Raw genomic sequence first — 20,207 nt, 5'->3', positions numbered from 1 at the left:
CAGCGCCTATCCGGCACTGCGTCCCCCGACGGAGACAAGCCATGGATACCCGCACTTCTGAAATCAGCTTGCGCATCGAACAGTTGCGCGACGCGATGAAAACCTCGGGCGTTCATGCCTGTTTGGTGCCGTCCAGCGACCCGCATTTGTCCGAATACCTGCCCGAGCGCTGGCAGGGACGACAGTGGCTGTCCGGCTTCACCGGCTCGGTAGGTACCCTGGTCGTGACCTTGGAGCGTGCAGCGGTGTTCGCAGACAGCCGCTACTGGACGCAGGCCGCCAGCGAGTTGGCCCACACCGGCATCGCGCTGGAAAAGGTTCCGACCGGCGCCTCCACGCATTACATCGACTGGATTGCCGAGCAGTTGCAGCCGGGCCAAAGCCTGGCCGTTGATGGCCAAATTCTGGGCCTGGCACTGGCGCAATTGCTACGCGGCGCCATGCAGCGGGCCGGCATTCAAGTTCGCACCGATCTGGACTTGATCGCGCGCATCTGGCCGACCCGGCCGGGCCTGCCGAACGCCAAAATTTACGAGCATCTGCCGCCACAAGCGGTGGTGTCGCGGGCCGAAAAACTGGCCGATGTACGTGCCGCGATGAAGCGCCTAGGGGCCAGCCACCACTTCATCTCCAGCGTCGACGACAGCGCTTGGCTGCTCAATTTGCGCGGCGCCGACGTGGACTACAACCCGGTCTTCATGGCGCACTGCCTGCTCAGCGCCGATGCCACCACCTTGTTTGTCGAAGCCGGCAAGATCGACGCCGCCCTGGAAGCTCGCCTTGCGCTGGACGGCGTGCGCCTGGCGCCCTATGGCGCCGCCGCGGCCGCCTTGGCCGCCCTGCCCGCCGGTGCGCGCGTATTGATGGACCCACGCCGCGTGACGCTGGGCTTGCGCGAGGCCGTGCCGGCGCAGGCCAGCGTGCTGGAAGCCATCAACCCCAGCACCTTGGCCAAGAGCCGCAAGACCGCCGCCGAGGCGCAGTTTGTGCGCGAAGCGATGGTGCAAGACGGCGCCGCCATGTGCGAGTTCTATGCTTGGTTTGAGCACGCCTTGGGCCGCGAGCGTTTAACCGAGCTGAGTATCGACGAGCACTTGAGCGCGGCGCGTGCCAAACGGCCGGGTTTTGTAGGTCTGAGCTTCCCCACCATCGCCGGCTTCAACGCCAACGGCGCGATGCCGCACTACCGGGCCACGCCCGCCTCTCACGCGGTGATTGAGGGCAACGGCCTGCTGCTGATCGATTCCGGCGCGCAATACCTCGGCGGCACGACCGACATCACCCGCGTCTGGCCGATTGGCGAAGTGACGGCCGAGCAAAAGCGCGACTACACGCTGGTGCTTACAGGCACGCTGGCCCTGTCAAGTGCATGCTTCCCGCGCGGCACGCTCGGCCCCATGCTGGACGCCCTGGCACGCGCGCCAATGTGGGCCCATGGCCTGGACTATGGCCATGGCACCGGCCATGGTGTGGGTTACTTCATGAATGTGCATGAGGGCCCGCAAAACATCTCCAAGGGGGTACCTGACGCCAATATGGCGATGGAGCAAGGCATGATCACCTCGATCGAGCCGGGCGTCTATCGACCCGGCAAATGGGGTGTGCGAATCGAGAACTTGGTGCTCAATGTGCCTCAGTCAACGCCCGAAAACGGCCAGTTCGGCGAGATGCTGGCCTTCGAGACCTTGACGCTATGCCCGATCGACACCCGTTGCATCGACCGCGATCTCTTGGGCGCCGACAACATTGCCTGGCTCAATCGCTATCACGCTGTGGTGCGGGAGCGGCTGGCGCCTTTGCTGAGCGGGCCGGCGCTGGCTTGGCTGATGCTGCGTACCGAAAACATTTGACGATTGGCAAACACCAATGAAAAGCGCAGTTTTTCCTGCGCTTTTTTTGTGCCTGATCCCCTGGTGAAATCAGCCTGCAATGCCTAGAGTTAAGTAGAGGGAATCAATACTCTCTCTATCAAGGAGTCCATCATGGTCAGCCACAAGATTCACACCTTTTCCGAATCCGGACTGCACACCGCCTTGCTGGCGGCGCTGATCTTGCTCTTTGTCGTCAGCGTGGTCGATGCCATGTTCTTCACACCGGAGGGCAGTACACCGGTGCTCTGGCGCCTCGACCCCGTGGTGATCACAGGGCAGTCTCAGCCTAGCCGCTGAGGCCCATCTGAACGATCACTCTGAACGCTCACATCTGCCGGAACAAATGCAGGTAGCTGCGGCTGACGGGCAGCACCTCGGTGCGGCCCTTCAGATGCACATCAGCCGTTTCATTCAATCCGCGCGTGATATGGCTGATCGCATGCAGGTTCACCACCACCGAGCGATGCACTTGCGCAAAGCTGTCCGGATCGAGCTGATCCATCAACTCGCGGATCGGCGTGCGTATCAAGGCTTCGCCCTCGCTCCAGGCGACCAAGGTGTATTTCTCATCCGAGCGCAGGTAGACGATGTCATCAACCGGAATCAGCTTGAGCGTCGACCCGACCGATGCGCGAATCCATTGCAAATACTTGGGCGCCGGCTCGGCTGCGCCCGGGGCGTTTGACGCATTTACAGCCGCAGCAGCAGGCTGCCCCAGCCGCTCAAGCAACTGGGCAATCACGGCCTCCAGCACTTGCGTCGACTGTGAAACGCCGGCCTGAGGCGCGGCCCGCCGCGCTTTCAGCCGCGCTACGGTGTCATCCAGCCTGACTTCATCGACCGGCTTGACCAGATAGTCCAAAGCACCCTGCTCAAAGGCCTGCACCGCATATTCCTCATAGGCGGTCACGAACACAATCTGCGCCCGTCGGGCCAGCTGACGCGCCGCTTCGATACCGTTCAGGCCGGGCATGTGCACGTCTAAAAAGACAATCTCGGGCTGCAGGCTTTCGAACAGCTCCAGTGCTTCACGGCCATTGCGAGCCAAGCCCACGATCTGCAACTCCGGCCATGCCACGGACAGGCTGCGTGCCAGGCTCTCGCGCAGCAAAGGCTCGTCATCGGCGATCAGCGCGGTCGGGCGAATTGTGTCCGGAGTTGTGCTTGAAATCATTGGGTAAACAGAAGTTCAGCCCGCAGGCCATGGGGAGAATTCTCGGTCAGATCAAGGCGCGCGCTGCTGCCGTAGAACATCTTCAGACGCTCCCGCAGATTGCGCAGGCCGGTGCCGCTGCCGGTGCTTTGTTGCAGGCCCACGCCGCTATCGCGAACCCAAACCCGCACCGGTGCCTGCGCCGTGGCAGCCTCGGCGCCAATTTCGATCACCCCGCCCTCCTCGCTGGGATCGATGCCGTGCCTGATCGCGTTCTCCACCAAGGTCAACAAGGCCATAGGCGGAAAACGCAAGGCCCGCAATTGTTCCGGCACGTCGATATGGAAACTGAGCCGGTCTGGCATACGCAAATGCATCAGCTCCAGATAGGAGCGCACCAGCGTTAACTCATCGCCCAGGGTCGCGGCCTCATTCTGCAGGCGCGGCATTGCTGCCCTCAGATAGGCGATCAGGCTGCGCAAGACCGGCGCCGCTTGGGGCGAACCGGTTTCCACCAATGCGCGCACATTGGCCAGGGTGTTGAAGAGGAAATGCGGTTCGATCTGCGCTTGCAGCAGCCGCAGGCGCGCATCCAAGGCTTGGCGCTCCAACTCGCTGCGCTCTAACTCGAAAGAAAGCGCTTGGCTGCGGGCCTCTGCGTCGCGGTGCCGATAGAGCGCCCCCATTGCCAACAAGGGGCCTACCATCAGCCCCGAGCCGGCGATCCATATAAAGCCGGAGATCCGGTGCGGGTTTTGCAGCAAGGACGAGATGTCGCCTCCGACCAGCACCAAGTAGACCAAGACGGTGGCAAAAGGCACCGTCAAACCCACCACGACCACCTGCAGCAGCCAGCGCGCTAACCAGTTTGGCAAACGTCGGGGCCATTGACCGGCAGCTGAAAATGCCAGCAGGGCCAGCAGGCCAATCACCAAGGTTCGCCCCAGCAACTCAGGCAAGGGTGTAACGAAAATGGGGTTGAGCAGCAGCGCGGCCAGGGCCGAAAGCCCCAGCGACAGGCCCAGCCGCATCGGCGTCAAGTAGGCAATAAAGCCTTGCCAAGCCTGTGCATGACTGAGCAAGCTGGCGCCTACAGCTTGAGTTTTCCCAAGTGGCGCATGAGTTTCAAGATTCGACATGTGCACAGCGTAAGGGCTGGCAAGCTGCGCACCAAGAGTTTGGCGATCTCAAAGTGATGAATGACGGAATACCGTCCACAGGCCGCGATCCAGGCCCTGAACGGACGGAGTTTCACCACGGCTGCGCCGCTTGGTCGGCGTCTACGACCTGGCCGTCCGGCCAGATCAAACCAAGGCACCGCCCCGGCACATCACCACATCACGCCCCGCATTGATCGCAAACTGCAAGGCTTCTGCCGGCGACGACCACGTAAATCCGCCGGCCAGATTCTCGTCCCGAAAAGCCTCTTGCCGCGGCAAGCCTGCGCGCATGCGCACCACCACGACGGCGGCCACATAACCATATCCGTTGAGCCGGTCGGTAGCACCCGCGTAAATCCTGTAGTCCCCGGCGTCCACTTCATCGAAATACATGATCAGCTCCAACGCAGCTGTTTGTCTGCGCTCAGAACGCAATGTCTGCGCGATCGGGACCAAGCGCATGCACCCACGTTGGGGGCACCCCAAAGAGGGCCTTGCCAAAGCAGGCGATTCCGGCAGCGCGGGCGCAAGTCCGGCGCGTAAGCAGATCCACCTTGTAGACGACCGGTCTAATTTAAACTACACTGGCGTCATGCGAGCCACCTATGACGCCAACAAACTGCACATCATGGATGCTGCGCGGCCCTTGATCGAAAGCAAAGGTTTTTCGGCCTTGGGCCTCGCTCAAATACTGCAGGCGGCCGATATTCCCAAAGGCTCGTTCTACCATTACTTCGCGTCCAAAGAAGATTTTGGACGCGCTGTGCTGGACCGTTACTTCGACGACTATGGGCTGCGCCTGGACGAGTTGTTCAAGCAGACGGACTTGCCCGCGTCAGAGCGATTGATGCGCTACTTCACGCAGTGGACGCAAGCCCAAGCCGGCCCCGGCGGCGGTGATAAATGCTTGGTCGTCAAGCTGGCGGCCGAGGTGGCCGATCTCTCACAGAGCATGCGTGAAAGCTTGCGCTTGGGCACCGATGAGGTGATCAGGCGACTGGACGAATGCATAGCTGACGGCCAGCAAGATGGCTCGGTCGGGCGGCATATCGAGGCCGGGCAGGCTGCTCAGGCGCTGTATCAAATGTGGCTGGGTGCGAGCCTGCTGAGCAAGCTGCGTCTGGACGACTCGGCATTGCAAAAGGCGCTGGTGGTGACGCGCAAGCAACTCGCGCCTAGAGCCGATTCAGTGCAGTGACGCGCAATGAAGCGCAATGCAGCGCGCTCAAGCGCCGCCTCTCTTGCCCCCCCCCCTTCACAAGCGCCAAGCCCAATATCAAACACCCCTCGGCTCTCAGAGCCGCACACCCGCAAGGAAACACAATGAAGATTCTGATGGTTTTGACCTCCCACGATCAACTCGGCAGCACCGGCCTGAAAACAGGCTTTTGGCTGGAAGAATTTGCCGCGCCCTACTATGTCTTTAAGGACGCAGGCGCTGCCATCACCGTAGCCTCACCCCTGGGCGGCCAGCCGCCACTGGACCCCAAGAGCGACGACCCGAGCGCACAAACCGCAGCGACCGAGCGCTTCCGCGCTGACCTGGCAGCCCAAGCCGTACTGGCCAACAGCAGCAAGTTGGCCGGCCTCACAGCGACGGATTTCGACGCAGTTTTCTACCCCGGCGGCCACGGCCCTTTGTGGGACTTGGCCGAGGACAAAGTCTCGATCGCCTTGATCGAAGCTTTTGCCCGCGCCAACAAGCCGGTCGGGGCTGTTTGCCATGCGCCGGGCGTCCTGCGTCACACCCAAAACGCGGACGGCTCGCCACTGGTACAAGGCCGGCGCGTGACCGGCTTCACCAATAGCGAAGAGGCGGCGGTGCAATTGACCGATATCGTGCCCTTCTTGGTCGAAGATATGCTCAAAGCCCACGGCGGCGACTACAGCAAGGCGGCCGATTGGCAGCCCTATGCAGTGCTTGACGGCAAGTTGGTGACCGGGCAAAACCCGGCCTCTTCCGAATTGGTAGCGCATGAATTGCTGAAGTTGCTGGCTTGATTGGCCCGCGCGCAAGTCGCGTAGAATCACTCACCGGGCCCAAATATTGGCGCCCGGTTTTTTTGGCCGCACCATCCTTTGCTGATGGCATCGCGACCAGCCTACCGGACGTCCAAGTCAAGCGCTCGCAGCCCCAGGTGTGCACTGCGTGAACGCACACCGAAATTTGCGAACCCGGAACCACTCCATCATGGAAATCTTTGACTACGACAACATCCTGCTGCTGCCACGTAAATGCCGTGTAGAAAGCCGCAGCGAATGCGATACCTCGGTCCAATTCGGCCCGCGCCGCTTCAAATTGCCCGCAGTACCGGCCAATATGAAAACCGTGGTGGACGAAAGCATCACCGAGCATTTGGCCCGTAACGGCTACTTCTATGTGATGCACCGCTTTGATCTCGACACCGTGGCTTACGCCAAGTCCATGCGGGACAAGGGCTTGTTCGTGTCGATCAGCTCGGGCGTGCAGGCCGCTGATTACGCCGTGATTGACCGCCTCGCCGCCGAAGGCATTGATGCCGACTACATCACCATCGATATTGCACATGGCCACGCCGACAGCGTGCAACGCATGATCGCGCACATCAAGAACAAGCTGCCCGACAGCTTTGTGATTGCCGGCAACGTGGGCACACCCGAAGGTGTGATCGATCTGGAAAACTGGGGGGCCGACGCCACCAAGGTCGGCATCGGCCCGGGCAAGGTTTGCATCACCCGCTTGAAAACAGGCTTTGGCACCGGCGGCTGGCAGCTATCGGCCCTGAAGTGGTGTGCTCGCGTCGCGACCAAACCCATCGTCGCCGATGGCGGCATCCGCCACCACGGTGACATCGCCAAGAGCATGCGTTTTGGTGCGGCGATGGTGATGATCGGCTCACTCTTCGCCGGCCATGAAGAGTCGCCCGGCAACACCGTCGAGGTAGACGGCAAGCTCTTCAAGGAGTATTACGGCTCAGCCAGCGACTTCAACAAGGGCGAATACAAGCATGTCGAGGGCAAACGCATCCTAGAGCCCGTCAAAGGCAAGCTGGCCGACACCTTGCGAGAAATGCAAGAAGACCTGCAAAGCTCGGTGTCGTATTCCGGCGGCAAAACCTTGGCGGACCTGCGCAAGGTGAATTACGTTGTTCTCGGGGGGGAGAACGCGGGGGAACATTTGTTCATGTAGGACAATCAAGCCACTCCCACTCATTGAATGGGGCGCCTCCTTTGCGGGAGACGCCCCTTGCCTTTTCAGCGCCATCATGACCGAACTCGCCAAATCGTTTGAACCCGCCGCCCTTGAAGCTCATTGGGGTCCCTTGTGGGAAGCCAAGGGCTTGTACAAGCCCACGTTGGACGCTGCCCGCGAGTCGTTTTGCATACAGTTGCCGCCACCCAATGTGACCGGCACCCTGCATATGGGCCATGCTTTCAACCAGACCATCATGGACTCGTTGACGCGCTACCACCGCATGCTGGGCCACAACACCCTGTGGGTGCCCGGCACCGACCATGCCGGCATCGCAACGCAAATCGTCGTCGAGCGTCAACTGGCCGACAAGGGCGAGGAAGGTGCGAAAACCCGCCATGATCTGGGCCGCAAGAACTTCGTTGCGCGCGTCTGGGAGTGGAAAAAAGAGTCCGGCGACACCATCACGCGCCAGATGCGCCGCATGGGTGACAGCGTATCTTGGGAGCACGAATACTTCACGATGGACGCAGGTCTGTCAAAGGTCGTCAGCGAGACCTTTGTTCGCTTGTTCGACGAAGGCCTGATCTACCGCGGCAAGCGACTGGTCAACTGGGACCCGGTGCTGAAGTCGGCGGTGTCGGATCTGGAAGTGAGCAGCGAAGAGGAAGACGGCTTCCTCTGGCATATCCGCTACCCACTCGCCGACGGTAGCGGCGATCTGGTCGTCGCCACCACTCGCCCGGAAACCATGCTGGGCGACGTGGCCGTGATGGTGCATCCTGAAGACGAGCGGTATGCGACCTTGATCGGCAAGCAAGTCGTGCTGCCGCTGTGCGACAGGCAGATCCCCGTCATTGCTGATGATTATGTTGACAAAGCCTTCGGCACCGGCGTCGTCAAGGTCACGCCCGCACATGACACCAACGACTATGCGGTCGGTCAGCGCCACGGCCTGCCCTTGATCTGCGTGCTGACACTGGACGCCAAGATCAACGAGGCCGCGCCCTTGGTGTATCAAGGCCTGGACCGCTTCGTTGCGCGCAAAAAGATCGTCGCTGATCTGGAGGCCGCCGGCTTCTTGGTCGAGGTCAAAAAGCACAAGCTGATGGTGCCGCGCTGCGAGCGCACCGGCCAGGTGATCGAGCCGATGTTGACCGATCAGTGGTTTGTGGCGATGAACAAGCCCGGCGCCGACGGCAAAAGCATTGCCCAAGGCGCGGTTGAGGCAGTCGCCTCGGGCGACGTCAAGTTCTACCCGGAGCAATGGGTCAATACTTATAACCATTGGATGGGCAATATCAACGACTGGTGCATTTCGCGCCAGCTCTGGTGGGGCCATCAGATCCCGGCCTGGTACGGCGCGGGCGGCGAGTTGTTCGTGGCGCGTGATGAGGACGAAGCGCGCGCCAAGGCCACGGCCGCCGGCTACACGGGCACATTGACCCGCGACGAGGATGTGCTGGACACCTGGTATTCCAGTGCCCTCGTGCCCTTCTCGACCCTGGGTTGGCCCGCCAAGACGCTGGAGCAAGACCTGTTTCTGCCCTCCTCCGTCTTGGTAACGGGTTACGACATCATCTTCTTCTGGGTCGCCCGGATGATCATGATGACCAAGCATTTCACCAAGTCCGAGGCGCATCCAAACGGTCAAGTGCCGTTCAAGCATGTCTATATCCATGGCCTGGTGCGCGACGCACAGGGCCAGAAGATGAGCAAGTCCGAAGGCAATGTGCTGGATCCGGTCGACCTGATCGATGGCATCGCATTGGCGCCCCTGCTGGACAAGCGCTCACACGGCCTGCGCCGCCCGGAAACGGCACCCAAGGTGCGCAAGGCGACCGAAAAAGAATTCCCCGAAGGCATCCCCGCCTTTGGCGCCGATGCACTGCGCTTCACCTTCGCCTCGCTGGCGTCGCTGGGCCGCAATATCAGCTTTGACACCAAGCGCTGCGAGGGCTATCGCAACTTCTGCAACAAGCTCTGGAACGCGACCCGCTTTGTGCTGATGAACACCGAGGGTCAGGACTGCGGCCTGAAAGAGCACAGCAAGGAGCAATGCGCGCCGGGCGCCGAGTTCCACGGCTACCTGGCCTTCAGCCAGGCCGACCGCTGGATCAGCAGCGAGTTGCAAAAAGTCGAACAGACCATGGCCCAAGGCTTCGCCGAATACCGTTTGGACTTCGTCGCCAACGCCATCTACTCCTTCGTCTGGGATGAGTACTGCGACTGGTATTTGGAAATCGCCAAGGTGCAGATCCAGAACGGCTCAGAGGCACAGCAGCGCGCCACCCGCCGCACGCTGATCCGCGTGCTGGAAACAATTCTGCGTCTGCTGCACCCGATCGCTCCCTTCATCACCGAGGAACTGTGGCAGACGGTGGCACCGATCGCCGGACGCAAGACAAGCGAGTACCTGGTCAATGCGACTTACCCCATCGCCCAGCCCGAGCGCATCAATGCGGCTGCCTGTGCCTGGGTGGACAACCTCAAGGCCATCGTCAGCACCTGCCGGAGCCTGCGCAGCGAAATGAATCTATCGGCCTCGGCGCGCGTGCCGCTGCTGGTGGGCGGAGACACCGGCTTTGTGGCCGAGGCTGCACCCTTCCTGAAGACGCTGGCCAAGCTCAGCGAGGTTCAGTTCATCGCGGATGAAGCGGCTTTTGCAGCAGCCAGCGCCAACTCGCCGGTGCTGGTGCATGGCGAGGCCCGCTTGGCCTTGCATGTGGAGATCGACGTCGAAGCCGAGACTGCACGCCTGAACAAGGAAATCGCACGCCTGGAAGGCGAGATCGTCAAGATCACGGCCAAGCTCGGCACCGAGAGCTTTATCGCGCGCGCGCCTGCCGCGGTGGTGGAGCAGGAACGTCAGCGCCTGACCGACTTTAGCGCCACCGTCGTTCGGCTAAAGGATCAGCTAAGCCGCCTGGCGCACTGATTCTGAATTCCGGCGCCGGCTCCGGCGGCGCCGCCAGCAACTCGTCGACGCGCCGCGCCACACCCCAGGCGGCGCGTGCGCGCGACTCGCGTGTCGTGCTGGCCAGCCTGGGCGTGACCTGGAACGAAGGCACGCCGTGTAAGGGGCAGCCTGGCTCTTGCAGGCCCGGCTCCATGCTGTCGAACCAGGCGGCCAGGATGCGGCCGCTGGTGAGCGCGTCGGCCAAGGCCTGATCATCAAAAATCGCCGAGTGCGCGATGCTGACCAGCACTTGATCTGGCTTGGCAAAGCCCAGCACGCGCTCGCCCATCAGGCCACGGTAGCGTGGGAAGTAACCGAGCTGCACGCACACACCGTCACTTTGCTCCATCAAGTCGCGCAAGGGCAACGGTGCAATGCCCCACTGCGCCCATAGAGGGTCACTTTGGTGCAGGCTAGGGTCATAACCGATGACCCGCGTGCCAAAGGCCGGCAGCAGCTGCGCCAAGATGCGTGAGGCCGGCGTCATGCCGATCAAGCCAATCGTCGCGCAGCCCAACTCGCGGCCCACCATCATGCCGTCGCTGGCCAAGACCGGCACGCGTCGCAGCAAAGCCAACAAGGCGCCGATCGCGAACTCGGCCTCGGCACTGGCAGTGGCCGTCAAGCTGCGGATCACTTCCACACGCGCGGCACGGCAAGCCTCCAAATCAATATTCTCGCCGCCCGCACTCATGCGCCCGACCACCCGCAGACGCGGCGCCGCACGCAAAAGTGCGGCATCAACGGCCACGCTGGGCGGCACGATCAAGGCTCGGGTTTGATGCAAGGCCTGCAAAAGCTGCGCAGTCTCGCCCACCAATTCCGGCGCAAAGCGTACGCTATTGCGCTCCGACAGCCATTGCATGACTTCGGATTCAAGCGGTTCCAGGATCAGCAGGCTCATGTCATTTTTCGATGTTGTAATCTCGGCTTTGGCGCAAATGCTCCAGATAATTCCACATGCAACAATGCGCCCAGCCAATAGGAGAGTGTACGGTTATGGCAGTCAATGCAATCACGAAGGCAATCTTCCCCGTTGCCGGTTTAGGTACCCGGTTTTTGCCCGCCACCAAGGCGCAGCCCAAAGAGATGCTGCCGGTGGTCGACAAACCCTTGATCCAATATGCGGTCGAAGAAGCCTACGCCGCCGGCATCAGAGAAATGATTTTCGTGACCGGCCGCCACAAGCGCCCTATCGAAGATCACTTTGACATGACTTTCGAATTAGAGATAGCCCTCGAACAGGCGGGTAAGCAAGAATTATTGGAAGTGGTGCGCAGCGTCAAGCCCGACGATATGGAATGCGTCTACGTCCGCCAAGCTCAGGCTTTGGGCCTGGGTCATGCGGTGCTTTGCGCGCAGCGCTTGGTCGGTAACGAGCCTTTTGCCGTGCTGCTGGCCGATGACTTGATGGTGGGCCGGCCTCCCGTGCTCAAACAGATGGTTGAGCAGTTCACCGATTGGCGAGCGTCCATCTTGGCGGTGCAAGAAGTTCCTGCCGAGCACACGCGCCGTTACGGCATCGTCGCCGGCACGCACATCAACGACAGGCTGATGGACGTGACGCGCATCGTCGAAAAGCCCGCACCCGAAGATGCACCTTCCCGTATGGCCGTCGCCGGCCGCTACATCTTGACCCCCGGCGTCTTTCACGAAATTGCCAACCAGCCGCGCGGCGTCGGTGGCGAGATTCAGCTGACCGACGGGATCGCAGGCCTTCTTCGTCGCGAAAAGGTGTTTGCCTATGCCTATGAAGGCAAGCGTTATGACTGCGGCAGCAAGGAAGGTTTTTTACAGGCCAATGTCGAATTGGCCATGGCGCACCCGCAGTTGGGCGCAGGTTTCAGGGAATTCCTAAAGACCTTGGAGCTCTGAACTTTTCCTGCCCGCTCAGACGCAAAAAAGCCACGCATGCGTGGCTTTTTTTGATGGCGTCGGCTTGGTGAGCCGACTTGTGTTGTGAGCCTTGCGCTCAGCGACGCTTCAGCACATGGATGAATTCATCCGCTTGCGTGCTTTGCTCCACCAACTCATTGCCGGTTTGGCGGGCAAATGCTTGAAAGTCACGCGTCGAACCTGGATCGGTCGCGATGACCTTCAAAAGCTGCCCGCTCTCCATTTCAGCCAAGGCTTTTTTGGCCTTCAGAATAGGCAAAGGGCAATTCAGGCCCCTCGTATCGAGTTCTTTTTGCACGTCCATTTTCTACTGATCCTTGATCTGGCTAAATGAGCTGATGGCTTATCCGCCTGTCTAGCCTATCTTAAATGCCCGCCCGCATTGCACCCGCAGCAATTCAGGCAGGGAAGACGCCTGTTGACAGATAGCGGTCACCCCGGTCGCAAACAATGAATGCAATCGTCGCGTTCTCCACCGTGCGAGCCAACTGCAACGCCACCCAGCAAGCACCAGCCGCCGAGATGCCAGCAAAGATGCCCTCCTCCCTGGCCATGCGGCGCGCCATTTCCTCGGCGTCGACCTGATTCACCAAAACCAGTTCATCAACGGCCTGCTCGTCATAGATTTTCGGCAGGTAGGCCTGCGGCCATTTGCGAATGCCCGGGATGCGCGAACCCTCGGCCGGCTGCGCACCGATGATGCGTACCGCTGGGTTCTTCTCCTTCAAATAATGAGAAACCCCGGTGATGGTGCCCGTCGTACCCATGGCGCTGACGAAGTGGGTGATCTGCCCGCTGGTGTCACGCCATAGCTCCGGGCCGGTTGTCTCATAGTGGACGCGCGGATTGTCAGCGTTAGCGAATTGATCCAGCACCCGCCCCTTGCCATCTTTTTGCATCTGCTCGGCCAGATCGCGGGCGTATTCCATACCGCCGGATCTGGGCGTCAGGATCAATTCGGCACCAAATGCCTTCATGGTTTGAGCCCGCTCGATCGATAAATCCTCGGGCATGATCAACACCATGCGATAGCCGCGCACTGCAGCCGCCATCGCCAAGGCAATGCCGGTGTTGCCGGAGGTTGCCTCGATCAAGGTATCGCCCGGCTTGATCTCGCCGCGCTCTTCGGCCCGACGAATCATGCTGATGGCAGGCCGGTCCTTCACCGAGCCTGCGGGGTTGTTGCCTTCCAGCTTGGCCAGGATCACATTGCCGCGCGCGGCCAACTCGGGCTCCAATAGGCGCTGCAAGCGGATCAAGGGCGTATTGCCGATCACATCCTCAAGACTGGGGTACTGTTTTTTGCTGATTTTCTTGCTCATGAACGGCATTGTGGCAGTCAAACTCAAATAAGTGTTTACAGCTTTGAAATTCTCGTGGCATAATCGTGGGCTTCAGCAGCGACAAACCTGCCAACACCCAGCCCGGGTGGCGGAATCGGTAGACGCAGGGGACTCAAAATCCCCCGCCGCAAGGTGTGCCGGTTCGAGTCCGGCCTCGGGCACCATAGTGCAAACTAGGGTGGCGGGTAAATCGAAGTTGAAATTGATGGGCGAAGGCAACAACGTTCATTGCAGACAGCCACCCTTGAGGTGGCTTTTTTGCGTCCAAGCGCAATGCAGGTACTTTGTTACTTCCCATGACGGCAGCGTCGAAAGCCTCGTTAAAGGCAGCGTTTACACTGGAGCATCCGTGTGGCGTCTTTGCGCCCAGCCTCCCATCGCGGCATCTTGAGAGCGACGACATTCCTATGCCCCATATCCCTCCAGTTACCAAAGCCTTTATGTTGGCTTGTGTGGGTTTTTACTGCGCCTTTTTGCTCCTGCCCCGCGGCATGCAGATCCCCTTTGAGTTGTGGCCCTTGCAGTCGGGCCGCTTCATGCCCTGGCAGCCGATTTCCTACGCCTTTTTGCATGGCGGCGAATTCCATCTGTTTTTCAATATGCTGGGCCTGTGGATGTTTGGCTCGGAGTTGGAGCGCGTCTGGGGCGCCAAGCGTTATACGCAAATATTGGTTGCCAGCACTCTGAGCGCAGCAGTGGTGCAGTTGATCGTGACCTTGCTGATGGGATCGATGGCACCAACGGTCGGCGCCTCGGGCGCGCTGTTCGGTCTGTTGCTGTCCTTTGGCATGCTTTTCCCCGACCGGATCATCGTGCCGCTGTTCCCGCCTATCCCGATGAAGGCCAAGTACTTTGTGGCCATCTTTGGTGCGCTGGAATTGCTGCTGGGTTTAAACAACAACAGCAGCGTCGCGCATTTCGCCCATCTGGGCGGCATGTTGGGTGCCTACCTGCTAATTCGCTACTGGCGCGGCGGCGCGCGCCGACGCTGATCAAGCCACAAGGCCAGCGGCAATCTGGCCGTAAAGCAGCCGCAGTCCTAACTCGGTTTTCAGGCGCTGATTGATCAGCCGTCTGGATTCGCTCATGAAGCTGAGTTGCATAGGCGACATCAGCTCTTGAGCCTGCGCGCGGCTCACCCGCTGAGGACGCGGCAGACCGCAAAGATCGGCCGCCAGATCGAAGTAGTCCCCCATCAGCATTTCGCTGTCATCACAGACATGCAGCACGCGCTGATTCGGACCTTTGGACAGCGCCAGAACGCAGGCGCGCGCAAGGTCATCGGCATGTATATGGTTGGTGAACACATCGTCCTCGCGCCGCAACACCGGCGAGCCACGCGCCAAACGCTCGCGCGGATGGCCACCGATCCGGTCGGAAGCATAAATGCCGGGGATGCGCAAAATCGTCACCGCCGTCCCATGTTCGGCACCGAAGCGGCGGATGCGCTGCTCGGCATCCACCCGACGCCGCGCCCGATCGGTACTGGGAGCGGCAGGCCTGGACTCATCAAGCCGAGCGCCTTGGCAGTCACCGTAAACCCCAGTCGTGCTGGCGTAAATGAGGCGCTTGGGGCTCTGGCTGCGCGCCAGCGCCCGCAGCAAATTGGCCGTGCGCCTGTCCTCGGCGCCGCTGCTTGCCGGCGGCGCAAGATGCAACACCACATCGGCAACGCCGCCCAGGCGCGCCAGCGTGTCGGCTTGATCCAGATTACCCATCAGCACCCGGGCACCCGCCCCACGCAGCTCCGCCAGGCGCCCGGGGCTTGAACTCAAAACCAGCACTTGCCAACGCCCGGCCGTGCGACGCAGCTGACGCAGTACCCGCATGCCCACGTCACCGCAACCGACGATCAACAAACGGGGCCGCCCGAACTTGACCGGGTAGGAACCCGCAGCCAAGCCGGCTGTTGAAGAGGGGATAGCAAGCGATCCGATGGACATGTTTCAAGCTCAGGCAAAATAGCGACTCAGTGTACGGCCCGGCTTTCCCGGGCCGCCTTGCATTTAGAAGCGCCATCACATGAATTTTCAGGTCACCGTACAGCCCAGCGGGCGCGTCTTTTCCGTCGAACGTGATGAAACTCTGCTGAGCGCGGCCATACGGGGCGGCATCGGCCTGCCCTATGGCTGCCGCGATGGCGCCTGCGGATCTTGCAAAAGCCGCCTGCTCGAAGGCCGCGTGATTCACGGCGCCCATCAGGCCAAGACCTTGACCGAAGCCGAAGAAGCCGCCGGCTTTGTGCTGACCTGCTGCGCCACGCCGCAGACCGACTGCACCCTTGAAGCCCGCACCGTGCCGGGCGCCGGAGAATTCCCTGTGCTCAAGTTGCCCAGCCGCATCGCCAGTGTGGAAAAGCCCACGGCCGATGTCGCGGTCTTGCGCCTGCAATTGCCGGCCACCCAGAACTTTCAGTTCCACGCCGGCCAATACGTCGAGTTCATCTTGCGCGACGGCGCCCGCCGCAGCTACAGCATGGCCAATGCGCCGCACAGCATGCCGGGCTTCATCGAACTGCATATCCGCCACATGCCGGGCGGCAAGTTCACCGACCACGTCTTCAGCGCCCTGAAGGAGAAAGACATCCTGCGCATGGAAGGCCCGTTCGGCAGTTTCTTCCTGCGCGAGGACAGCGACAAGCCCATCGTGCTGCTGGGCAGTGGCACCGGCTTTGCGCCACTTAAAGCCATCATCGAGCGCATTCAGCATCTGGGCCTGACGCGGCCGACCACGCTGTACTGGGGCTGCCGCAGCAAGGCCGATCTGTACTTGCATGATTGGGCGCTGCAGGCGGCCGCCAGCACGCCCGGCTTGAGCTACGTCCCGGTGCTATCCGAGGCCAAGTCCGAAGACGGCTGGAGCGGCCGCACCGGCTTTGTTCATCAAGCGGTGATGGCCGACTTGCCAGATCTGTCGGCTTACCAGGTTTATGCCTGCGGCGCGCCGGTGATGGTGGACTCGGCCAAGGCCGAATTCGTCGCCAAATGCGGCTTGCCGGCGGAAGAGTTTTACGCCGACTCTTTCACCTCCGAAGCCGACAAAAACCAAGCTCAATCCAACTGAAGGCCAGACTGCGCCATGATGTTTACACCGCCCTATGTCGCCGCTGAATGCTTCGAGGCGCAGTTGCGCGAGCAAGGTGCGGTGGTCATTGCGCCCAGCAGCCTGCCCGCCACGCTGGCTTGCCGGCTTGAGGACTTGGCCGAATTGCCGAAGTTCTGGGCCGACCTGCCGCCGGACGCCTATCTGCGTGACGGCGGCCGCTACCGCTTTCGTCGTCACGGTTGCTTTGTCGCTGAAGTTGGCGCTGAGGGTCAGGTCTTGACCCCTGTTGCGCACCGGGCGCATTGGCAGCCGCTAGATTACAACGCCTTGCACGGCGGGATCGAACGATGGTTCGAACCTTTGGCGGAGGAACTTTGCCAATTGCCGGTTTGGCGGCAGCTGATGCTCGGTCTGGCCGGCGTGGCCTCGCGCCTGAAAGGTGAGCGCCGCTGGTTCATCGAGGCGCACCAATTTCGCATCGACACCACCGACGGCATTGGCCGCCCAACGCCGGAGGGCGCGCACCGCGACGGCGTGGATTTCGTCGCGGTGTTTTTTGTGGATCGCCATGGCATTAAAGGCGGCGAGTCGCGGGTTTTTGAAGCCAATGGCCCGAGTGGGCAACGTTTCACCATGAGCGAACCCTGGACCCTGCTGCTGCTCGACGACGAGCGCGTGATTCACGAAACCACGCCGATTCAACCGACGGCCGACCATGGCTACCGCGACACCTTGGTCGTCACCCTGAGAGCGGGTGGTTTTCAGGCTTTGTGAGGAAATTTGCGGCTTTTCAGCCCCAGCCGATTTGGCCGGCTGCCTGCACCCCCATTACACTTGCCGGCCTCGGCTACCAAAAGCAGCCGATTCCTGGGCTACCCAGCCCGTTCAACCGCATCACGAGTGCCATCAAGACATGAATGCAATTTCTGATTTCGCGCGCGCCATCGCGGCCGCTCCTGCTTCATCCATCCCCTCTTCCCTGTTCGGTCTGCCCGACCAAGCCCCGCATGAGCGCGTGTTGCTGGCGGCCGACGCCGAGACCGGCCTGAAGGCGATTCTGGCCGTGCACAGCACCGCCCGCGGCCCCGCATTTGGCGGCTGCCGCTTCTGGACCTACGACAACGAGTTGGCCGCGCTGAACGACGCGCTGCGCTTGTCGCAAGGCATGAGCTTGAAAAACGCCTTGGCTGACCTGCCTTTTGGCGGCGGCAAGGCCGTTATCATCAAGCCGGCCGGCCAGTTTGACCGCCCAGCCCTGTTCGCCGCCTTTGGCCGCGCCGTGCAGTCTTTGGACGGCGCCTACATCACCGCCGAAGACGTCGGCACCACCACCGCCGACATGCTGGGCATGCAGGCCCAAACGCAATATGTCAGCGGCATCCCGCGCGCCGGTGCTTTTGGTGGCGACCCTAGCCCCAAGACCGCTTGGGGCGTGTTTGTTTCGATCGAAGCCGGCGTCAAGTTGCACCTGAAGCGCAGCTCGCTCGAAGGCGTGCGCGTGGCGATCCAAGGTCTGGGCGCGGTCGGCTGGCATCTGGCCGAATTTCTGCACAAGGCCGGCGCCAAGCTGGTCGTCACCGATGTGGACGCCGCAAAAATTGCCCGTGCGCAGCAACTGCTGGGCGCGCAAGCGGTCGGCATTGACGAAATCTTGTCGGCCGATGTCGATGTGCTGGCGCCTTGCGCCTTGGGCGCCGCGCTCAACAGCGTCAGCGTGCCTCAAATCCGCGCTCAGCTGATTGCCGGTGCGGCCAACAACCAATTGGCCACCGCCGCCGATGGCGACGCCTTGCAGCAGCGCGGCATCTGCTACCTGCCCGACTATCTGGTCAACGCCGGCGGCATCATCAGCGTGGCCCGCGAGTACCGCAACGAAGGCGAAGAGTCGGCCGTGATGGCCGAGGTCAGCCGTATCGGAGAGCGAGTCGCCGAATTGCTGGAGCGCGTCAAGCTGGAGAACTCCACCCCCGGCCGCGTCGCCGACGCCTGGGCGCGTGCCAAGCTGGTCAAGCCGGTCTGAGCATCCAAGCACCCAACAAAAAGGCGGCCACTGGCCGCCTTTTTTCCACCCGGCCGAACCCTCACTCGCCTAGGTAAGCCGCCCTGACCTTCGGGTCATTCAGCAGCGTCTTGCCCTCGCCCGTCATCGTCACTAGGCCCGACTCCATCACATAGCCCCGGTTGGCAATCTGCAGCGCGCGGCTGGCGTTTTGTTCGACCAACAAAATCGTCACGCCCTGCTTGTGGATGTCGTTCACGACTTCGAAGATCTTGTCCACCATGATGGGGCTCAAGCCCATCGAGGGCTCGTCCAAGAGCAAGACCTTGGGCTGCGTCATCAAGGCGCGGCCCATCGCCAACATCTGCTGCTCGCCGCCCGACATCGTGCCGGCCAGTTGCAGCCGCCGCTCTTTGAGGCGAGGGAAGATAGCGAACACTTTGTCGATGTCGTCCTCGATGCCTTTTTTGTCGCTGCGGATATAGGCGCCCATCTGCAGGTTCTCGGTGATGGTCATGCGCGTGAAGGTACCCCGCCCTTCCGGCACCATCACCAGGCCTTGCTTGACCAAGTCCCAAGCACCTTGGCCCTTGATCGATTTACCCATGTATTCGATGTCGCCGGCGGCCACCGGCTGCAGGCCCGTGACGGCCTTGAGCGTGGTGCTCTTGCCGGCGCCGTTAGCCCCGATCAGGCTGACCAGCTCGCCCTGCGCCACTTCGAAGTCCACGCCCTTGACGGCCTGGATGCCGCCATAAGCCACCTTGAGCCCGCTGACTTTGAGTAATATGTTTGCTGTCATTTGGCTGCTCTTTCAGTGGTTCTTGTGACCGGCGCCCAGATAGGCTTCGATCACCTTCTCGTTGCGCTGGACGTCGTAGGGCGTGCCTTCGGCAATCTGCTTGCCGTAGTCCAGCACCGACACGCGGTCGCACAAGCCCATCACCAACTTCACATCATGTTCGATCAAGAGGATGGTGCGCCCGTCCTTGCGGATCCGGTCGATCAACTCTCTGAGCACCACCTTCTCGGTCGCGTTCATGCCGGCGGCCGGCTCGTCCAAGGCGATCAGCTTGGGGTCGGTGGCCAAGGCCCGCGCGATCTCCAAACGTCGCTGATCGCCGTAGCTCAAGGTGCGCGCCTTGAACTCCGCGTACTTGCCGATGCCGACATAGTCGAGCAACTCCTGCGCACGTTTGGCGATCGCGGCCTCTTCGTTCTTGAAGCCGGGGGTGCGGAAGATCGCGCCCAGCAAGCCGGAGTTCGTGCGGATGTGGCGACCCACCATCACGTTTTCCAGCGCGGTCATCTCAGCAAACAGCCGGATGTTCTGGAAGGTGCGTGCAATGCCGGTCTTGGCGACTTCGTGCACGGCGGTCGGCGCATAAGGCGTGCCGCCCAGCTCGAAGGTACCTGCGTCCGGCGTGTACAGGCCGGTGATGACGTTGAAGAAGGTCGTCTTGCCGGCGCCGTTGGGGCCGATCAAGCCGTAGACCTGGCCCTTGTTGATTTGAATGCCGACGTCGGCCAGCGCTTGTAGGCCACCAAAACGCTTGGAGACTCCGGCGACTTTGAGAATAACTTCGCTCATGGGATGCTCCTCAAGGGT

The 20,207-nt window shown here is 61.4% G+C and carries 20 protein-coding genes and 1 tRNA gene; 12 read left to right on the top strand and 9 right to left on the bottom strand.

Annotated elements, in window-relative coordinates:
* The first annotated feature begins 41 nt into the window (after nt 1–41).
* Complete coding sequence (locus PRZ03_RS20490) at nt 42–1,850, top strand: aminopeptidase P family protein (protein ID WP_273602038.1); 1,809 nt, start codon at nt 42–44, stop codon at nt 1,848–1,850.
* Nucleotides 1,851–1,982: 132 nt separating this feature from the next.
* On the top strand, nt 1,983–2,168 hold the full coding sequence (locus PRZ03_RS20485; protein ID WP_263535355.1) for a hypothetical protein: 186 nt from the start codon (nt 1,983–1,985) through the stop codon (nt 2,166–2,168).
* Between the two features lie 28 nt (nt 2,169–2,196).
* On the opposite strand, the gene PRZ03_RS20480 is transcribed toward PRZ03_RS20485, so the two are convergent.
* From PRZ03_RS20480 to PRZ03_RS20470, 3 genes are all read right to left on the bottom strand, one after another.
* Nucleotides 2,197–3,045: a LytR/AlgR family response regulator transcription factor gene (locus tag PRZ03_RS20480; RefSeq protein ID WP_273602037.1), complete on the bottom strand. Its 849-nt coding sequence runs from the start codon at nt 3,043–3,045 to the stop codon at nt 2,197–2,199.
* Nucleotides 3,042–4,163 carry a sensor histidine kinase gene (locus tag PRZ03_RS20475; RefSeq protein ID WP_263535353.1) on the bottom strand — a complete coding sequence of 374 codons (1,122 nt, stop codon included), beginning with the start codon at nt 4,161–4,163 and terminating at the stop codon, nt 3,042–3,044. Before PRZ03_RS20475 ends, PRZ03_RS20480 begins: the two co-directional genes overlap by 4 nt.
* A gap of 165 nt (nt 4,164–4,328) precedes the next feature.
* Nucleotides 4,329–4,577 carry a hypothetical protein gene (locus tag PRZ03_RS20470; protein ID WP_263535352.1) on the bottom strand — a complete coding sequence of 83 codons (249 nt, stop codon included), beginning with the start codon at nt 4,575–4,577 and terminating at the stop codon, nt 4,329–4,331.
* A gap of 199 nt (nt 4,578–4,776) precedes the next feature.
* Between PRZ03_RS20470 and PRZ03_RS20465 the strand changes: the two genes are divergently transcribed.
* The 4 genes from PRZ03_RS20465 (at nt 4,777) to PRZ03_RS20450 (ending at nt 10,294) form a co-directional block, all read left to right on the top strand.
* Nucleotides 4,777–5,382: a TetR/AcrR family transcriptional regulator gene (locus PRZ03_RS20465; RefSeq protein ID WP_273602036.1), complete on the top strand. Its 606-nt coding sequence runs from the start codon at nt 4,777–4,779 to the stop codon at nt 5,380–5,382.
* A gap of 125 nt (nt 5,383–5,507) precedes the next feature.
* Nucleotides 5,508–6,185, top strand: coding sequence for a type 1 glutamine amidotransferase domain-containing protein (locus PRZ03_RS20460; RefSeq protein WP_273602035.1), 678 nt, complete (start codon nt 5,508–5,510; stop codon nt 6,183–6,185).
* A 190-nt stretch (nt 6,186–6,375) separates the two neighbouring features.
* On the top strand, nt 6,376–7,353 hold the full coding sequence (locus PRZ03_RS20455) for a GMP reductase (protein WP_273602034.1): 978 nt from the start codon (nt 6,376–6,378) through the stop codon (nt 7,351–7,353).
* Between the two features lie 76 nt (nt 7,354–7,429).
* Entirely contained in the window at nt 7,430–10,294 is a 2,865-nt protein-coding gene (locus tag PRZ03_RS20450) for a valine--tRNA ligase (protein WP_273602033.1), read from the top strand.
* On the opposite strand, the gene PRZ03_RS20445 is transcribed toward PRZ03_RS20450, so the two are convergent.
* Complete coding sequence (locus PRZ03_RS20445; RefSeq protein ID WP_273602032.1) at nt 10,242–11,219, bottom strand: NAD(P)-dependent oxidoreductase; 978 nt, start codon at nt 11,217–11,219, stop codon at nt 10,242–10,244. The genes PRZ03_RS20450 and PRZ03_RS20445 overlap by 53 nt on opposite strands.
* A 95-nt stretch (nt 11,220–11,314) precedes the next feature.
* Between PRZ03_RS20445 and galU the strand changes: the two genes are divergently transcribed.
* Nucleotides 11,315–12,190 carry a UTP--glucose-1-phosphate uridylyltransferase GalU gene (gene galU / locus PRZ03_RS20440; RefSeq protein ID WP_263535346.1) on the top strand — a complete coding sequence of 292 codons (876 nt, stop codon included), beginning with the start codon at nt 11,315–11,317 and terminating at the stop codon, nt 12,188–12,190.
* A 97-nt stretch (nt 12,191–12,287) separates the two neighbouring features.
* Here the strand turns inward: galU and PRZ03_RS20435 are convergent, their stop codons facing one another.
* Together PRZ03_RS20435 and cysM are read right to left on the bottom strand one after the other, a co-directional pair.
* Nucleotides 12,288–12,515: a sulfurtransferase TusA family protein gene (locus PRZ03_RS20435; RefSeq protein WP_263535345.1), complete on the bottom strand. Its 228-nt coding sequence runs from the start codon at nt 12,513–12,515 to the stop codon at nt 12,288–12,290.
* Nucleotides 12,516–12,609: 94 nt separating this feature from the next.
* Nucleotides 12,610–13,533 carry a cysteine synthase CysM gene (cysM, locus tag PRZ03_RS20430; protein ID WP_273602031.1) on the bottom strand — a complete coding sequence of 308 codons (924 nt, stop codon included), beginning with the start codon at nt 13,531–13,533 and terminating at the stop codon, nt 12,610–12,612.
* 100 nt (nt 13,534–13,633) lie between these two features.
* Between cysM and PRZ03_RS20425 the strand changes: the two genes are divergently transcribed.
* Together PRZ03_RS20425 and PRZ03_RS20420 are read left to right on the top strand one after the other, a co-directional pair.
* A tRNA-Leu gene (locus PRZ03_RS20425) sits at nt 13,634–13,718 on the top strand.
* A 327-nt stretch (nt 13,719–14,045) separates the two neighbouring features.
* Complete coding sequence (locus tag PRZ03_RS20420; RefSeq protein WP_263536039.1) at nt 14,046–14,546, top strand: rhomboid family intramembrane serine protease; 501 nt, start codon at nt 14,046–14,048, stop codon at nt 14,544–14,546.
* Here PRZ03_RS20420 and PRZ03_RS20415 read toward each other — a convergent pair whose 3' ends face one another.
* Nucleotides 14,547–15,476, bottom strand: a complete 930-nt coding sequence (locus PRZ03_RS20415; protein WP_409993981.1) for an SDR family oxidoreductase — start codon at nt 15,474–15,476, stop codon at nt 14,547–14,549.
* 100 nt (nt 15,477–15,576) lie between these two features.
* Here PRZ03_RS20415 and PRZ03_RS20410 point away from each other — a divergent pair, with 100 nt between their 5' ends.
* The 3 genes from PRZ03_RS20410 to PRZ03_RS20400 all read left to right on the top strand — a co-directional run bounded on the left by PRZ03_RS20410 (nt 15,577) and on the right by PRZ03_RS20400 (nt 18,619).
* On the top strand, nt 15,577–16,617 hold the full coding sequence (locus tag PRZ03_RS20410; RefSeq protein WP_273602029.1) for a CDP-6-deoxy-delta-3,4-glucoseen reductase: 1,041 nt from the start codon (nt 15,577–15,579) through the stop codon (nt 16,615–16,617).
* A 15-nt stretch (nt 16,618–16,632) separates the two neighbouring features.
* Nucleotides 16,633–17,373: a 2OG-Fe dioxygenase family protein gene (locus PRZ03_RS20405; protein WP_273602028.1), complete on the top strand. Its 741-nt coding sequence runs from the start codon at nt 16,633–16,635 to the stop codon at nt 17,371–17,373.
* A gap of 139 nt (nt 17,374–17,512) precedes the next feature.
* Nucleotides 17,513–18,619 carry a Leu/Phe/Val dehydrogenase gene (locus PRZ03_RS20400; RefSeq protein WP_273602027.1) on the top strand — a complete coding sequence of 369 codons (1,107 nt, stop codon included), beginning with the start codon at nt 17,513–17,515 and terminating at the stop codon, nt 18,617–18,619.
* Between the two features lie 61 nt (nt 18,620–18,680).
* On the opposite strand, the gene PRZ03_RS20395 is transcribed toward PRZ03_RS20400, so the two are convergent.
* Complete coding sequence (locus PRZ03_RS20395; RefSeq protein ID WP_273602026.1) at nt 18,681–19,400, bottom strand: ABC transporter ATP-binding protein; 720 nt, start codon at nt 19,398–19,400, stop codon at nt 18,681–18,683.
* 12 nt (nt 19,401–19,412) lie between these two features.
* Nucleotides 19,413–20,189: an ABC transporter ATP-binding protein gene (locus tag PRZ03_RS20390; protein WP_273602025.1), complete on the bottom strand. Its 777-nt coding sequence runs from the start codon at nt 20,187–20,189 to the stop codon at nt 19,413–19,415.
* Between the last annotated feature and the right edge of the window lie 18 nt (nt 20,190–20,207).

Source organism: Roseateles albus (assembly GCF_028595345.1).
Classification (GTDB): domain Bacteria; phylum Pseudomonadota; class Gammaproteobacteria; order Burkholderiales; family Burkholderiaceae_C; genus Paucibacter_A; species Paucibacter_A albus.
Note: the sequence above shows the minus strand (reverse complement) of the source record. Positions and strands in the feature narration are given on the sequence as shown.

Excerpts from the sequence above, each read along its gene's own strand:
- galU (WP_263535346.1), top strand. The coding sequence starts at position 11,315 with ATGGCAGTCAATGCAATCACGAAGGCAATCTTCCCCGTTGCCGGTTTA.
- PRZ03_RS20465 (WP_273602036.1), top strand. The coding sequence starts at position 4,777 with ATGCGAGCCACCTATGACGCCAACAAACTGCACATCATGGATGCTGCG.
- PRZ03_RS20395 (WP_273602026.1), bottom strand. The coding sequence starts at position 19,400 with ATGACAGCAAACATATTACTCAAAGTCAGCGGGCTCAAGGTGGCTTAT.
- PRZ03_RS20485 (WP_263535355.1), top strand. The coding sequence starts at position 1,983 with ATGGTCAGCCACAAGATTCACACCTTTTCCGAATCCGGACTGCACACC.
- PRZ03_RS20460 (WP_273602035.1), top strand. The coding sequence starts at position 5,508 with ATGAAGATTCTGATGGTTTTGACCTCCCACGATCAACTCGGCAGCACC.
- PRZ03_RS20410 (WP_273602029.1), top strand. The coding sequence starts at position 15,577 with ATGAATTTTCAGGTCACCGTACAGCCCAGCGGGCGCGTCTTTTCCGTC.
- PRZ03_RS20450 (WP_273602033.1), top strand. The coding sequence starts at position 7,430 with ATGACCGAACTCGCCAAATCGTTTGAACCCGCCGCCCTTGAAGCTCAT.
- PRZ03_RS20475 (WP_263535353.1), bottom strand. The coding sequence starts at position 4,163 with ATGTCGAATCTTGAAACTCATGCGCCACTTGGGAAAACTCAAGCTGTA.
- PRZ03_RS20455 (WP_273602034.1), top strand. The coding sequence starts at position 6,376 with ATGGAAATCTTTGACTACGACAACATCCTGCTGCTGCCACGTAAATGC.
- PRZ03_RS20400 (WP_273602027.1), top strand. The coding sequence starts at position 17,513 with ATGAATGCAATTTCTGATTTCGCGCGCGCCATCGCGGCCGCTCCTGCT.
- cysM (WP_273602031.1), bottom strand. The coding sequence starts at position 13,533 with ATGAGCAAGAAAATCAGCAAAAAACAGTACCCCAGTCTTGAGGATGTG.
- PRZ03_RS20420 (WP_263536039.1), top strand. The coding sequence starts at position 14,046 with ATGCAGATCCCCTTTGAGTTGTGGCCCTTGCAGTCGGGCCGCTTCATG.
- PRZ03_RS20435 (WP_263535345.1), bottom strand. The coding sequence starts at position 12,515 with ATGGACGTGCAAAAAGAACTCGATACGAGGGGCCTGAATTGCCCTTTG.
- PRZ03_RS20490 (WP_273602038.1), top strand. The coding sequence starts at position 42 with ATGGATACCCGCACTTCTGAAATCAGCTTGCGCATCGAACAGTTGCGC.
- PRZ03_RS20470 (WP_263535352.1), bottom strand. The coding sequence starts at position 4,577 with ATGTATTTCGATGAAGTGGACGCCGGGGACTACAGGATTTACGCGGGT.
- PRZ03_RS20405 (WP_273602028.1), top strand. The coding sequence starts at position 16,633 with ATGATGTTTACACCGCCCTATGTCGCCGCTGAATGCTTCGAGGCGCAG.
- PRZ03_RS20390 (WP_273602025.1), bottom strand. The coding sequence starts at position 20,189 with ATGAGCGAAGTTATTCTCAAAGTCGCCGGAGTCTCCAAGCGTTTTGGT.
- PRZ03_RS20445 (WP_273602032.1), bottom strand. The coding sequence starts at position 11,219 with ATGAGCCTGCTGATCCTGGAACCGCTTGAATCCGAAGTCATGCAATGG.
- PRZ03_RS20480 (WP_273602037.1), bottom strand. The coding sequence starts at position 3,045 with ATGATTTCAAGCACAACTCCGGACACAATTCGCCCGACCGCGCTGATC.